The following is a 13391-nucleotide window of genomic DNA, read 5'->3' as shown; positions in this document are numbered from 1 at the left end:
CTGAATCCTGCCGCGCTCACTTGAGCGCGGCCGGGGCGTCGTCGGCGGCGGCCAGATAGTGCTGCTGGCGCGCGTCGAAGTGCTGGAAGTGCTGCTGCCACGACGAGGGCTGAGACACCTTCTCCACCTGTACCGCCGTCACCTTGTACTCGGGGCAGTTGGTGGCCCAGTCGGAGTTGTCGGTGGTGATCACGTTGGCTCCGCTACCGGGGTGGTGGAAGGTGGTGTAGACCACCCCCGGTGCCATGCGCTCGCTGATGCGGCAGCGCAGCACGGTCTGGCCCACGCGGCTGCTGATACCAAGCCAGTCGCCATCGGCGATGCCGCGCAGCTCGGCATCGCTGGGGTGGATCTCGAGCACGTCCTCGGCATGCCAGGCGCTGTTGGCGGTGCGCCGCGTCTGGGCGCCGACGTTGTACTGGCTGAGAATGCGCCCGGTGGTCAGCAGCAGCGGGTAGCGGCGGCTGGTGCGCTCCTCGGTGGCGACGTACTCAGTGATCGCGAAGTGCCCCTTGCCGATGGGGAAGTCCAGCGAGTGCATGGTCGGCGTGCCGTCGGGGAAGGCGTCGTTGCACGGCCACTGGATACTGCCGAGTTTTTCCAGCTTGGCGTAGCTGACCCCGGTGAAGGTCGGCGTGAGGCTGGCGATCTCGTCCATGATCTCGGACGGATGGGTGTAGTGCATCGGGTAGCCCAGGGCGTTGGCCAGGTCCTGGGTGACCTCCCAGTCCTCCTTTCCGGCCACCGGCGGCATCACCTTGCGCACGCGGTTGATGCGGCGCTCGGCGTTGGTGAAGGTGCCGTTCTTCTCGAGGAAGGTGGCGCCGGGCAGCAGCACGTGGGCGTACTTGGCGGTCTCGTTGAGGAAGATGTCCTGCACGATCAGGCAGTCCAGCGCGCGCAGGGCCGACTCCACGTGCTGGGTTGGGGTCCGACTGGGCAATATCCTCGCCCTGCACGTAGAGCGCCTTGAAGGTACCGGCGATCGCGGCGTCGAACATGTTGGGGATGCGCAGCCCCGGCTCGTCGTCCAGCGGGGTGTGCCAGACCGCCTCGAACTTCTCGCGCACCGCCGGGTCGGCGACGTGCTGGTAGCCGGGCAGCTCATGCGGGAAGGAGCCCATGTCGCAGGAGCCCTGGACGTTGTTCTGGCCGCGCAGCGGGTTGACGCCGACCCCTTCGCGACCGATGTTGCCGGTGGCCATGGCGAGGTTGGCGATGCCCATCACCATGGTCGAGCCCTGGCTGTGCTCGGTCACGCCGAGGCCGTAATAGATCGCCCCGTTGCCGGCGGTGGCGTAAGCGCGGGCGGCTTCGCGGACCTTGGCCGCCGGCACGCCGGTTTCGGCTTCCAGCGCCTCCGGGGCGTTGCGCGGTTCGCTGATGAAGGCGCGCCACTGCTGGTAGGCGTCGCCCTCGCAACGTCGGGCGATGAAGTCGTGATCCTCCAGCCCCTCGGTGACCACCACATGGGCCAGGGCATTGACCAGCGCCACGTTGGTGCCGGGCTTGAGCGGCAGGTGCAGGCTCTTACCGCCGTGGGGCGTCTTGAGCAGGTCGATCCGCCGCGGATCGGCGACGATCAGCGTCGCCCCCTGACGCAGGCGGCGCTTCATCTGCGAGGCGAACACCGGGTGGGCGTCGGTGGGATTGGCCCCGATCACCAGGATGGTGTCGGCCTGCATCACCGAGTCGAAGGTCTGGGTACCGGCGGATTCGCCCAGAGTGGTCTTCAGTCCGTAGCCGGTGGGCGAGTGGCAGACCCGCGCACAGGTATCGGTGTTGTTGTTGCCGAAGGCGGCGCGGATCAGCTTCTGCACCAGATAGGTCTCCTCGTTGGTGCAGCGCGAGGAGGTGATGCCGCCAACGCTTTCGCGCCCGTACTGGGTCTGGATCTCACGCAGACGCCGGGCGGCGAAACCGATCGCCTCTTCCCACGAGACCGCACGCCACGGCTGATCGATCGCGTCGCGGATCATCGGCTCCTTGATGCGATCCTTGTGGGTGGCGTAGCCGAAGGCAAAGCGCCCCTTGACGCAGGAGTGGCCGTGGTTCGCGTCGCCGCCCTTGTAGGGCACCATGCGCACCAGCTGATCGCCCTTCATCTGCGCCTCGAACGAGCAGCCCACGCCGCAGTAGGCGCAGGTGGTGACCACGCTGTGCTCCGGCACGCCCTGCTCGATCACGCTCTTCTCCATCAGCGTCGAGGTGGGGCAGGCCTGCACGCAGGCGCCACAGGAGACGCACTCGGAGTCCATGAACGGCTCGTTCTGCCCGGCGGCGACCTTGGAGTCGAAGCCGCGCCCCTCGATGGTCAGGGCGAAGGTGCCCTGGACTTCGTTGCAGGCGCGTACGCAGCGCGAGCAGACGATGCACTTGCTGGGGTCGAAGCTGAAGTAGGGATTGGAGGCGTCGGTCTCGGCGTCGAGATGGTTGGCGCCGTCGAAGCCGTAGCGCACCTCGCGCAGGCCCACTGCGCCGGCCATGTCCTGCAGCTCGCAGTCGCCGTTGGCGGGGCAGGTCAGGCAGTCCAGCGGGTGATCGGAGATGTAGAGCTCCATCACGTTGCGACGCAGCTTGGCCAGCCGGGCGTTCTGGGTGATCACCGCCATACCTTCGGTGACCGGCGTGGTGCAGGAGGCCGGGAGGCCGCGGCGGCCCTCGATCTCCACCGCGCACAGGCGGCACGAGCCGAACGCTTCGAGATTGTCCGAGGCGCACAGCTTGGGAATGGTGATGCCGGCGAGCGCCGCGGCGCGCAGTACCGAGGTGCCTTCGGGCACGCTGATGCTGTGGCCGTCGATGCTCAGCGCCACCTGGGTCTCGGAGAAACGCGCCGGGGTGCCCAGATCACGGGCGAACTGGGCGGCGTGGGATGCGTCGGGTTCGAAATATTGCAACATGCTTACCTCCCGCCTTCGGCCTGGGGCCGGGTCAGGTCATCGGGAAAGTGCTTCATCACGCTCTGCACCGGGAAGGGGGTCATGCCCCCCATGGCGCACAGCGAACCGTCCACCATGGTCTCGCACAGGTCGGCGAGCAGCACCAGATTGTCGTCGGCCGCGTCGCCGGCGCGGATACGGTCGATCACCTCGACGCCGCGCACGGCGCCAATGCGGCACGGGGTGCACTTGCCGCAGGACTCCACCGCGCAGAACTCCATGGCGAAGCGCGCCTGGGCGCCCATGTCGACGCTGTCGTCGAACATCACTACGCCGCCGTGGCCGACCACACCACCGAAGGCGGCGAAGGCCTCATAGTCGAGTGGGGTGTCCCACTGGCTCTGCGGCAGATAGGCGCCCAGCGGCCCGCCCACCTGCACCGCCTTGAGCGGGCGGCCGCTACGCGTGCCGCCACCGAAGCTCTCCATCAGCTCGCGCAGGGTGGTGCCGAAGGCCAGCTCGACCAGCCCGCCACGGGCGACGTTGCCGGCCAGCTGCAGCGCCAGGGTGCCGCGGGACTTGCCCATGCCGTAGTCGGCGTAGGCCTGGCCGCCCTGGTCGAGAATAACGGTACCGCGGCCAGCGAGAGCACGTTGTTGACCACGGTGGGCTGGCCGAACAGGCCTTCGATCGCCGGTAGCGGCGGCTTGGCGCGCACCAGCCCGCGCTTGCCCTCCAGGCTCTCCAGCAGCGAGGTCTCTTCGCCGCAGATATAGGCCCCGGCGCCCAGACGCACTTCGAGGTGGAAGGCGTGGCCGCTGTCGAGGATGTTATCGCCCAGGTAGCCGGCGGCCTCGGCGCGGACGATCGCCTCGTCGAGCATTGCCTGGGCCAGCGGATACTCCGAGCGCAGATAGATATAGCCCTGGGTGGCTCCCACGGCGAGCCCGGCGATGGTCATGCCCTCGATCAGCATGAAGGGGTCGCACTCCATCACCAGACGGTCGGCGAAGGTGCCGGAGTCGCCCTCGTCGGCGTTGCACACGATGTACTTCTGCGCCGCCGGGGTGTCGTGAACGGTCTGCCACTTGATGCCGGTGGGGAAGGCCGCACCGCCACGCCCGCGCAGCCCCGAGGTCTTGACCTCGTCGACGATACCCTGGGGCGTCAGCGCCAGCGCCTGCTTCAGGCCGGCGAAGCCCTGCCGTGCGGTGTAATCCTCGAGCGACAGCGGGTCGGTCAGACCGATGCGCGAGAAGGTCAGCCGCTGCTGGCGTGCCAGATAGGGATGCGCCTCGATGTCGCCGAGCGCCAGGTCGTGCTCCTGCCGGCCTTCGAACAGGCCGGCGTCGACCAGGGCGTCGACGTCGGTGGGCGCCACCGGACCATAGGCCACCCGGCCCGTCGCGGTCTCGACCTCCACCAGCGGTTCCAGCCAGAACAGCCCGCGGGAGCCGTTGCGCTTGAGCTGGATGTCCACACCCAGGCGCTCGGCGGCCCGCGTCAGGCGCGCTGCCACGGCGTCGGCGCCGAGCGAGCGGGCGGTAGTGTCACACGGCACATAGATCGTGGTCGCCATCATTTCACCTCCACCACGGTGGCGCTGAGCTGGGCCGTCAGGCGGTCGAAGCCGGCGGCGTCCATGCGCCCGTGGATCTCGTCGTCGACCCGCAGAGACGGCCCGCAGGCGCAGTTGCCGAGGCAGTAGACCGGCTCCAGAGTGAACTCGCGATCCGCCGTGGTCTCATGATAGTCGACCCCCAGCGCGGACTTGACGTGGGCTTCCAGCGCCCGCGCACCCACCGCCTGGCACGCCTCGGCGCGGCACACCTGAATCACGTGGCGCCCCGGGGGATGCGTGCGGAAATGGTGGTAGAAACTGATGATGCCGTGCACTTCGGCGCGGGTATGGCGCAGTGCCTCGGCGATCATGGGTACGGCGGCGTCGGGGATATAGCCGTGCTGCGCCTGGATGGCGTGCAACAATGGCAGCATGGCCCCGGGGCGCGCGGCGTGCTGGTCGATCACGGCCTGGAGCTGCGCCGCCAGCGCCGTGTCGGCGGGCTGCGGAGTGGGGTGTGACATGGCCTGTTTCTCATCGAGTCGGTGGCTGGTCGTGTGCATGGCCTGCCGCGATCGGGTTTGTCAGGAGCCCGCGTCAGTCCATCGTCTTATATGAAATATTGTTCTTAATTGATTTAAGTGGATGCCGCTGAAGCCCAAACTAGCACTCCCATCGAGCGCGCAAAATATGAACGATAATGCTTAGAAAAAAGTTGAATATCACCCCCGCGTGGCTGTTTCGCAGCGACGAGGGCGAGCTGCTCGACCCGGTACTGTTCGCGCTGCTGGCGAATCTGCGCGAGAGCGGCAAGCTGACCCATGCGGCGCAGGCCGCGGGGATCTCCTACCGCCACGCCTGGAACCTGCTCAATCGCGCCGAAAACTTTTTCGGTATGGCGCTGGTGGACATGCGCAAGGGTCACGGCACCTGGCTGTCGCCGCTAGGCGAGACGCTGTCGTGGTCCGAGCAGCGGGTCAAGGCGCGTCTGGGGCCGCAGATCGACAGCATGGCCTCGGAACTCAACCATCAGCTGCAGCAGCTGGTGGCCGGCGCCCACCCGGTGCTGCGCCTGCACGCCACCCACGGCTATGCCGTGGCGCTGCTGCCGGGCTTCGCCGGTGAGCTCGATCTGCGCTACTGCCAGCCGGAAGAGGCGCTGAGCGCGCTGGAGCGCGGTGACTGCGATCTGGCCAGCTTCCATCTGCCCACCTCGCCGCGCCTGGCGGCTCAGGTGATGCAGGCTTACCACCCGGCACTGTCGCGGCAGCGGTTGCGGGTGATCCGCTTCGTCACCCGGCGCCAGGGGCTGATCCTGCGTCGCGGCGAGCGCGAGCGAATCACCGGGCTGGCCGACCTGACCCGTCCGGGCGAGCGCTTCATCAACCGTGACGTCCACTCGGGCACGCGGCTGCTGTTCAGGCTGCTGCTGGCCGAGGCGGGGATCGCCGAAGCGCAGATCCAGGGCGCCGAGCAGGAGGAGTTCACCCATACCGCGGTGGCCGCCTACGTCGCCTCCGGCATGGCCGATGTCGGTTTCGGGCTGGAGGCCGCGGCGGCGCAGTTCGGGCTCGATTTCCTGGGGCTGGCCAGCGAGCACTATCTGCTGGTGTGTCCCGAGGAGCGTCTGCGGCGTCACAACGTTCAGGAGCTGCTGGCGTTCATGAGCTCGGCGCCCTTTCGCGCCCGGCTGGAGGCGCTCAGCGGCTATGCGCCGGATCGCTGCGGTGAGGTGCAGACCTTCGAGGCACTGCTGGCGGAAGATGGTGCGGCCGAGGGCGGGGCGCTGGCAGGCGATACCTGAGCGGTACCTGAAACGCCAAAGGCGCCCGTAGAGGGCGCCTTTGGTTCGGGCGGTACCCGCCCGGTGCACGCCTTCGGCGCGCCGCAACGGGTGGGCGAAGCGCTGCCTCAGAACAGTGCGGCGGCCTTGGCCAGGGCGATGTAGAGCCCGATCAAGAACGGCACGCCGACACCCAGCCAGGCGAGTACGCCGCCGACACCGAAGCTGCCGCGGGCAGCGGTCTCGGCGTTGGCCGAGACGGTGTCTTCCTTCTGCAGCGCGCGCTCGCGGGCCAGCTCCTCGTCGCTCATCTGCTGCTCCGGCTTGACCGGCTTGACCAGGGCATTGCAGATCAGGCCCAGGAACAGCAGGCCAGCCATGATGTAGAGCGTGCGGTCATAGACCAGGCTGGGCTCGACGCCGGCGTCGAGCTGGGCCTGGCGCAGTGCGGCGATGATCAGCGGGCCGACCAGGCCGGCAGCGGTCCAGGCGGTGAGCAGGCGGCCATGGATGGCGCCGACCATCTGGGTGCCGAAGATATCGGCGAGGTAGGCCGGCACCGTGGCGAAGCCGCCGCCGTACATGCTCAGGATGACGCAGATCGAGATCACGAACAGCCCGGCCATGCCCAGGTGGCCCCACATCGGCAGCAGGCAGTACATCACGATGCCGATGACGAAGAAGCAGTAGTAGGTGTTCTTGCGCCCGATCTTGTCCGACAGCGAAGCCCAGAACAGGCGCCCGACGCTGTTGAACAGACTGATCAGACCCACCAGGCCGGCGGCGGCGGCCACCACGGCGGCTTTCTGCGCGGCGCTGAGTACCGCCTCGCGGTCATCCAGACCCACCAGGGCGCCGCCGAAGACATCCTGCAGCATGGGGCTGGCCATCGAGATCACCGCGATCCCGGCGGTCACGTTGAGGAACAATACGCCCCAGATCAGCCAGAACTGCTTGGTCTTCCAGGCGGTGTTCAGGTGCACGTGGCCGTGGGCGATCATGGCGTTGGCACTCGCTTTCTTCGGCGGCACCCAGCCGGCCGGCTTCCAACCGTTGGGCGGCACGCGGAAACCGATGGCGCCGCAGGCCATGACGATGGCGTAGATGACGCCCATGGTGATCAGGGTCATGGCCACCCCGGTGCCGCCTCTGCGGCGTAGTGCTTCATCAGCACCACCGCCAGCGGCGCGCCGACCATGGCGCCGCCGCCATAGCCCATGATGGCGAAGCCGGTGGCCATGCCGCGGCGGTCCGGGAACCACTTGATCAGGGTCGAGACCGGCGTGATGTAGCCCAGCCCCTGGCCGATACCGCCGAGCACGCCACAGCCGAGATAGACCAGCCACAGCTGATGTTGCATGACCCCGATGCCGCCGACGATCAGGCCGCCGCCCCAGCACAGTGCGGCGATGCAGCCGGCCTTGCGCGGGCCGGCGTGCTCGAGCCAGGCGCCCCAGATCGCCGCGGAGACGCCGAGCATGGCGATGAAGATACCGAAGACATAGGTGACCTGGGCCACGCTCCAGTTACAGCTGGTGGTGGTCAATGCCTGCAGCAGGCCGAGATTGCTGCAACTGGCCGGGGCGTCGGCGATCTGCTGGCTCATCGGCAGCCAGAACACCGAGAAGCCATAGGCCATGCCGATACACAGGTGAATGGCCAGGGCCGCGGTCGGCACCAGCCAGCGATTGAAATTGGGGCCCGCGATGGTGCGCTCGCGGGCGAAGAACCCCGCACCGGCACTGCCGCTGGCGCCTTGGGCGGCTTGGTTGATCCCACTCATGCTCGATCCTCTTTGCATTTTTCGTATTGTCGGCGCTGACGCGGTGGCCGGATGGCAGCCGCGTGCACTACATCGGCCGCGGGCGGGCCGTCTTGAGGAAGTCGTTACCTATGAAAAGCTGTGCCTATCAGGTCGCAGGCAGTCATGGAAGACGTCGTGCGCAGGATCGAATCTCACCGGAGGGCTGACAACTAGCGAAAATCATTATGCATAGATATGCATAGGGACGGGCACGGCCGAGCGCGGGCATTTTGTAAACACGCGCTCAGGGCGAGGTGACCGGTTCGACCACGGCAAAGCAGGTCAGCAGGGTGCGCTGCATCAGGCTGAAATTGTCGTCACTCACCATCAGATAGCGCCGGCCGCCGAGGTGGGTCAGTCCCTCGAAGTTATCCACCGACCAGCCGTCGCCGTTGGCCAGCCGGGCCAGGTCGGTGACCGTGACGCTGCCGTCGCTGGCGAGATGGGCGCGGCGCAGCCGGATCACCAACGAGGCCGGTGGGGTGAAGGCGCGCTCGAGGGCGAGCAGATCACCGTCGAGGGTCTCCAGGGCGGTCAGCGCGGCGTGGGGATCGTCGCTGAGCGGATAGCGCCAGCTGTGCTGGCCGTCGAGGGTGAACAGCCGAGTGAGCTTGGGCGGCCAACCCGCCGGTGGTTGCTCGATACCCCCGATCAGCCCGTGATCGGGGGTGTCGGTCAGCGCCTCCAGGCCACCGTTGGCCGCGACGTCGGCCAGCGCCGCGGGGCGGTGGGGCGGTTCGCTGGCCAGCCCCGAGGGGTAGAAGCGCTGCCAGCGGGCGTTCCCTTTGGCACCCGCCGCCGGAGCGCCTTCGAAGCCGATGACCAGTTGGGTATTGCCGCGAACGCCGTCGTTGGCATGCTCGAGTGCCAGCGCCTCGGCATCGCTGCGGCGGCTTTTGAGAATCGCGCCATTGACGTCGCGTAGCGGATAAGTATCGAGCGGTTCGTAGCCGCGCAGTTCGCCGCTGCCGCTGAAGCTGAGCCGTGCTCGGTGCAGCCAGCCGCGGTCGGAAATCAGGAACAGCAGCGATTCATCGGCATCCCAGCCAAGGTCGGAGAGCCCGCCAACCGGAGTGCCATCCTGCCACTTGCCGGGCAGCGCTAGGGTGCCGCACCAACGGATGTTCGGGGTACTGGCGAGCAGCGCATCGGGGGCCAGGGCGGTGCGTTGCGGCGTGGCGCTGCAGCCGACCAGCCCCAGTGTGGCGAGGGTCAGCAGGCGATGGGGGCGAGCGGGGAGCGAGAGCGGAAACGCGCGGACATGACGGCTCCGATGATCAGGGGACTGTCTTACTCTAGCCCAAGGCCGTGCGGATCGTTGTCCCGGCGAGGCGAGACGCTCCCGGGTATAATGGCGCCCGCTCGCTGAAGCCGAATCATCTGCCCCCGAGGAGACGCCTTTATCATGCATGACACCACGGACCGGCCGCTGGCCGGTATTCTGCTGCGGCTGCTCTCGGGGCTGCTGTTCGCCGGTATGCTGGTCTGCGTCAAGGCGGTCAGCGACGAGGTGCCGCTGGGGCAGACCGTGTTCTTTCGCTCCGCTTTCGCGCTGCTGCCGATCGTACTCTTCATGCTGTGGCGGCGTGAATTCCCGCGCGCCTGGCCACTCAGCGGCCGCTCGGCCATCTGCTGCGCTCGGGGCTGGGGGCGGCGGCGATGTTCGCCTCCTTCGCCGCGGTGGCGCGGCTGCCGGTGGCGGAGGCGACCCTGCTGGCCCAGCTGGCGCCGGTGGCGCTGGCGCTGGGCGGGATCCTGCTGCTGGGTGAACGGCTCACCCGCCACCGCCTGGCGGCGCTGACGCTGGTGCTCATCGGGGTCGGGGTGCTGATCCTGCCCGAACTACGTGGCGGCCCGACCCCGGCGCGAATCACCGGTTACGCTCTGGGTATCGCCGCCGCGCTGCTCACCGCGGGGGCGCTGCTCACGGTGCGGCGCATCTCGCGCACCGAGACGCCCGCCTCGATCGCGTTCTACTTCGTGCTGGTGACCACGCTGGCGGGGCTGGCGACCGCTGCCCTGGGCTGGGTCTCGGTGGCCTGGCCGACACTGCTGCTGCTGGTGCTGGCGGGGCTGTTCGGCGGTGCGGCGCATATCTGCATGACGCTGGCGCTGCGCATGACCGAGGTATCCAAGCTGGCGCCGTTCGAGTACGTGGCGCTGATCTGGCCGATACTGGCGGATCTGTGGCTGTTCGGACAGCCGCTCTCCAGCGGCTTCGTGCTGGCCCTGCCGCTGGTCCTGGGGGGCGCCATGCTGGCAGCGCTGGAGGGGCGGCGCCTGGGGTGGCCGCGGCGGCGCCTGGGCGCGGGGAGCCCGAGCACGGGTGACTAGATGGCGGCTTCGACGATCAACTGCGGCCTTCCCTGGGAGCAGGGCTCGATGCGCGCCTCGACCTGGAAGGTATGGCGCAGCATCTGCGGTGTCACCACCTGTTCGCAGGGGCCGCAGTCGACCAGTCGCCCGCTTTCGATCACCAGCGCCTGATCGGCGAAGCGCAGGGCATGGCCGAGATCGTGGAGCGCGGCGATCAGCATGTTCCGCTCCTGGGCCAGTCGGTGCAGGATGCTGAGCAGGCTGATCTGGCGGTGGAGGTCGAGCGCCGAGGTGGGCTCGTCCAGCAGCAGGATATCGGGGGACTGCACCAGCGCCTGGGCCGCGCCCACCAACTGCCGCTGGCCACCGCTCAGGTTGCCGATGTCACGCCCGGCCAGGGTGTCGATGCCGAGCTCTGCCAGCGCCTTGTCGACCTCGCCGAGGTCGGCATCCGCCACCTTGAGGCGGCGCCCCTGCATGCGCGCCAGCAGCACCGCTTCGTAGACCGTCAGCACCGCGGTGGCGCCGTTGTCCTGGGGCATGTAGGCGATCGGACGCTCACTGCGAGTGCCAGTGATGCGTACCTCACCCTCCCCTTCGAGCAGCCCCAGGATGCGCCGGAACAGGGTCGACTTGCCCGCCGCGTTGGGGCCGAGCAGCGCCACCACCTGGCCGCCATGCAGCGGCGGCGTGGAGATATCGGCGAGGATCTGGCGGCGGCCGTAGCGCGCCGAGAGGCGGTCCAGCGTCAGCGTTACCATGCGTTCTTCTTGTGGTTGAGGATCAAGAACAGGAAAAACGGAATCCCCACCAGCGAGGTGATGATGCCGATCGGAATGATGGTGCCGGGGATGATCACCTTCGACAGCACCGAGCCCACCGAGAGCATCAGTGCCCCGCACAGCGCCGAGCCGGGCAGGAAGAAGCGTTGATCCTCACCCAGCAGCAGGCGCGCGATGTGCGGCCCGACCAGTCCGACGAAGCCGATGGTGCCGACGAAGGAGACGGCGATTGCCGCCAGCAGCGAGACCATGATCAACACCTCCAGGCGCAGCGCCCGCGGTTTGACGCCCAGGCTCTCGGCCTTGGCGTCGCCCAGGCGCATGGCGGTCAGCGCCCAGCCGTGGCGGGCCAGCAGCGGCACCACCACCGCGAGCACGGCGAAGGCGATACCGAGCTTGGGCCAGGTCGCCTTGGTCAGGCTGCCCATGGTCCAGAACACCACCGCGGAGACCGCCTGCTGGCTGGCGAAGAACTGGATCAGCGCCATCAGCGAGTTGAAGATGAACACCATGGCGATGCCCAGCAGCACGATGGTCTCGATCGTCACCCCGCGGCGCATGCTCAGGAAGTGAATCGCCAGCGCGGTCAGCATCGCCATGATGAAGGCGTTGAGCGGGATCGCGTAGTCGACCAGCGCCGGCACCAGGGTCACGCCGAAGGCCAGCGCCAGTGCGGCGCCGAAGCTGGCACCGGCGGAGATGCCGAGGGTGAAGGGGCTGGCCAGCGGATTGCTGAGGATGGTCTGCATCTGGGCGCCGGCGATCGACAGGCTGGCGCCCACCACCAGCGCCATCAGCGCCACCGGCATGCGGATCTGCCACAGGATCACCCGCAGCGAATCCTCCACCGAGCCGGGGGTGAAGAGCGCCGCGATTACCTGGTCCAGGCCGAAACGCGCCGGCCCCAGGGCGAGGTCGACACACAGGCTGGCGAACAGCGCCAGGGCCAGCGCGGCCAGGATCAGTTGGCGCCGCAGCACCAGCCGGCGATAGAGATTGGCATCATCGGCCGCGGCCGGGGCGAAGGCGGCCGCACGCGACGGCGCGGCGGCCACGCGGGAACTCTCAGTCGTCGTCATGCAGGGATACCCAGTAGCCGGGGGCATAGTCCACCGGCAGGAAGCGCTGATGCAGCTCGCGCAGGGTGGCCTCGGGGTCGAGATCGGCGAATAGCTCCGGGTGGAACCACTTGGCCAGCTGCTGCACCGCCACGAAGTAATAAGGGCTGTTATAGAACTGGTGCCAGATGGCGTGGACCTGGCCGCTCTTCACTGCCTCGATACCGGTCATGGCGGTGCGGTGGGTCAGTTGCTCGAGCTTGGCCCGGGCCTTCTGCATGTCCGCCCCCGGGCCCACGCCGACCCAGTTGCCGCCAGGGACGTAGGCGCCCCAGTTGCCGCCGGTGACCACCACCTGATCGGGGTTGGCGGCGATGATCTGCTCCGGGTTGAGGGTGCCGAAGGTCGCGGGAATGATGCCGTCGGCGATGTTGTGGCCGCCGGCGAGTTCGACGTATTCGCCGAAGTTGCCGGGGCCGAAGCTCATGCAGCAATCGTCGGAGTAGCCGCCGGCGCGATCGATGAACACCTTGGGTCGCGCCGGATCGGCGGCGGCGATCTTGTTGGTGACCCGAGCCATCTGCGCCTGGGAGAAGTCGATGAAAGCCTCGGCGCGCTGGGTGTCGCCGAGCAGACGCCCCATCAGACGCATCGAGGGGATGGTGTGTTCGAGTGGCTTCTCGCGGAAATCGACGTAGACGATCGGAATGCCCAGCGCGGCCAGTTTGGTGTCATAGCCGGCGTCTTCGGGGGCGGCCTTGGCCTCCAGATTCATCAGCACCACGTCCGGGTGCAGACTGGCGGCCTGCTCGACGTCGAAGGTGCCATCCTTGAAGCCGCCGAAGGTGGGGATCTGCTTCATCTCGGGAAACTTGGCGGCGTAGGCGGCGTAGTTGTCCGGGTCGGCCTCGGCGAGGTCGTGGCGCCAGCCCACCACATGGGCGAACGGATTGTCGGGCTCGAGCGCGGCGAGCAGATAGATCTGGCGGCCCTCGCCGAGGATGACGCGCTGCACCGGCGCCTCGAGGGTCACCTGACGGCCGGCGATATCGGTCACCGTGATCGGGTCGGCCCAGGCGCTGGCGGTGCCGCCGAGGGCGAGGGTGATGACGGTGAGACGAACGAGCCTCGCGGCGTATCCGGCGAAGAGGGAACGTGGCTGAGTCACGGCGAGATCCGGCAGAGTGGCGAATGGGTTAGTTACG

The 13391-nt window shown here is 68.0% G+C and carries 10 protein-coding genes and 2 pseudogenes; 3 read left to right on the top strand and 9 right to left on the bottom strand.

Annotated elements, in window-relative coordinates:
• Positions 1 to 16 precede the first annotated feature (16 nt).
• From fdhF to CN538_RS05845, 3 genes and pseudogenes are all read right to left on the bottom strand, one after another.
• A pseudogene (fdhF, locus tag CN538_RS05855) lies at positions 17 to 2903 on the bottom strand (formate dehydrogenase subunit alpha).
• 2 nt (positions 2904 to 2905) lie between these two features.
• Positions 2906 to 4461 (bottom strand): annotated as a pseudogene (locus CN538_RS05850) (formate dehydrogenase beta subunit).
• Positions 4461 to 4967, bottom strand: a complete 507-nt coding sequence (locus tag CN538_RS05845; RefSeq protein WP_106420559.1) for a formate dehydrogenase subunit gamma — start codon at positions 4965 to 4967, stop codon at positions 4461 to 4463. The pseudogene CN538_RS05850 and the gene CN538_RS05845 overlap by 1 nt, the downstream one beginning before the upstream one ends.
• 191 nt (positions 4968 to 5158) lie before the next feature.
• Here CN538_RS05845 and CN538_RS05840 point away from each other — a divergent pair, with 191 nt between their 5' ends.
• Positions 5159 to 6247, top strand: a complete 1089-nt coding sequence (locus tag CN538_RS05840) for a substrate-binding domain-containing protein (protein ID WP_242495583.1) — start codon at positions 5159 to 5161, stop codon at positions 6245 to 6247.
• A 107-nt stretch (positions 6248 to 6354) separates the two neighbouring features.
• On the opposite strand, the gene CN538_RS05835 is transcribed toward CN538_RS05840, so the two are convergent.
• From CN538_RS05835 to CN538_RS05830, 3 genes are all read right to left on the bottom strand, one after another.
• Complete coding sequence (locus CN538_RS05835) at positions 6355 to 7356, bottom strand: MFS transporter (RefSeq protein ID WP_277985103.1); 1002 nt, start codon at positions 7354 to 7356, stop codon at positions 6355 to 6357.
• Complete coding sequence (locus CN538_RS24140) at positions 7353 to 8009, bottom strand: MFS transporter (protein ID WP_277985102.1); 657 nt, start codon at positions 8007 to 8009, stop codon at positions 7353 to 7355. The genes CN538_RS05835 and CN538_RS24140 overlap by 4 nt, the downstream gene beginning before the upstream one ends.
• 265 nt (positions 8010 to 8274) lie before the next feature.
• Entirely contained in the window at positions 8275 to 9441 is a 1167-nt protein-coding gene (locus CN538_RS05830; protein WP_106418836.1) for an esterase-like activity of phytase family protein, read from the bottom strand.
• On the opposite strand from CN538_RS05830, the gene CN538_RS25015 reads away from it, so the two are divergent.
• Both CN538_RS25015 and CN538_RS05825 read left to right on the top strand, forming a co-directional pair.
• On the top strand, positions 9436 to 9831 hold the full coding sequence (locus tag CN538_RS25015) for a hypothetical protein (RefSeq protein ID WP_340638276.1): 396 nt from the start codon (positions 9436 to 9438) through the stop codon (positions 9829 to 9831). The two genes, CN538_RS05830 and CN538_RS25015, sit on opposite strands and share 6 nt — an antisense overlap.
• Positions 9726 to 10364: a DMT family transporter gene (locus CN538_RS05825; protein WP_340638320.1), complete on the top strand. Its 639-nt coding sequence runs from the start codon at positions 9726 to 9728 to the stop codon at positions 10362 to 10364. Before CN538_RS25015 ends, CN538_RS05825 begins: the two co-directional genes overlap by 106 nt.
• Here CN538_RS05825 and CN538_RS05820 read toward each other — a convergent pair.
• From CN538_RS05820 to CN538_RS05810, 3 genes are read right to left on the bottom strand one after another with little or no spacing between them, the layout of a single operon-like run.
• Complete coding sequence (locus tag CN538_RS05820; protein WP_106418835.1) at positions 10361 to 11107, bottom strand: ABC transporter ATP-binding protein; 747 nt, start codon at positions 11105 to 11107, stop codon at positions 10361 to 10363. The two genes, CN538_RS05825 and CN538_RS05820, sit on opposite strands and share 4 nt — an antisense overlap.
• The gene (locus CN538_RS05815) at positions 11101 to 12207 is read right to left on the bottom strand and encodes a FecCD family ABC transporter permease (RefSeq protein WP_106418834.1); all 1107 of its coding nucleotides are present in this window, start codon (positions 12205 to 12207) and stop codon (positions 11101 to 11103) included. The genes CN538_RS05820 and CN538_RS05815 overlap by 7 nt, the downstream gene beginning before the upstream one ends.
• The gene (locus tag CN538_RS05810) at positions 12194 to 13294 is read right to left on the bottom strand and encodes an ABC transporter substrate-binding protein (protein ID WP_106420558.1); all 1101 of its coding nucleotides are present in this window, start codon (positions 13292 to 13294) and stop codon (positions 12194 to 12196) included. The genes CN538_RS05815 and CN538_RS05810 overlap by 14 nt, the downstream gene beginning before the upstream one ends.
• Between the last annotated feature and the right edge of the window lie 97 nt (positions 13295 to 13391).

Origin of the sequence: Salinicola tamaricis, from assembly GCF_003006155.1 — a bacterium.
In the GTDB taxonomy this organism is placed as follows: domain Bacteria; phylum Pseudomonadota; class Gammaproteobacteria; order Pseudomonadales; family Halomonadaceae; genus Salinicola; species Salinicola tamaricis.
Note: the sequence above shows the minus strand (reverse complement) of the source record. Positions and strands in the feature narration are given on the sequence as shown.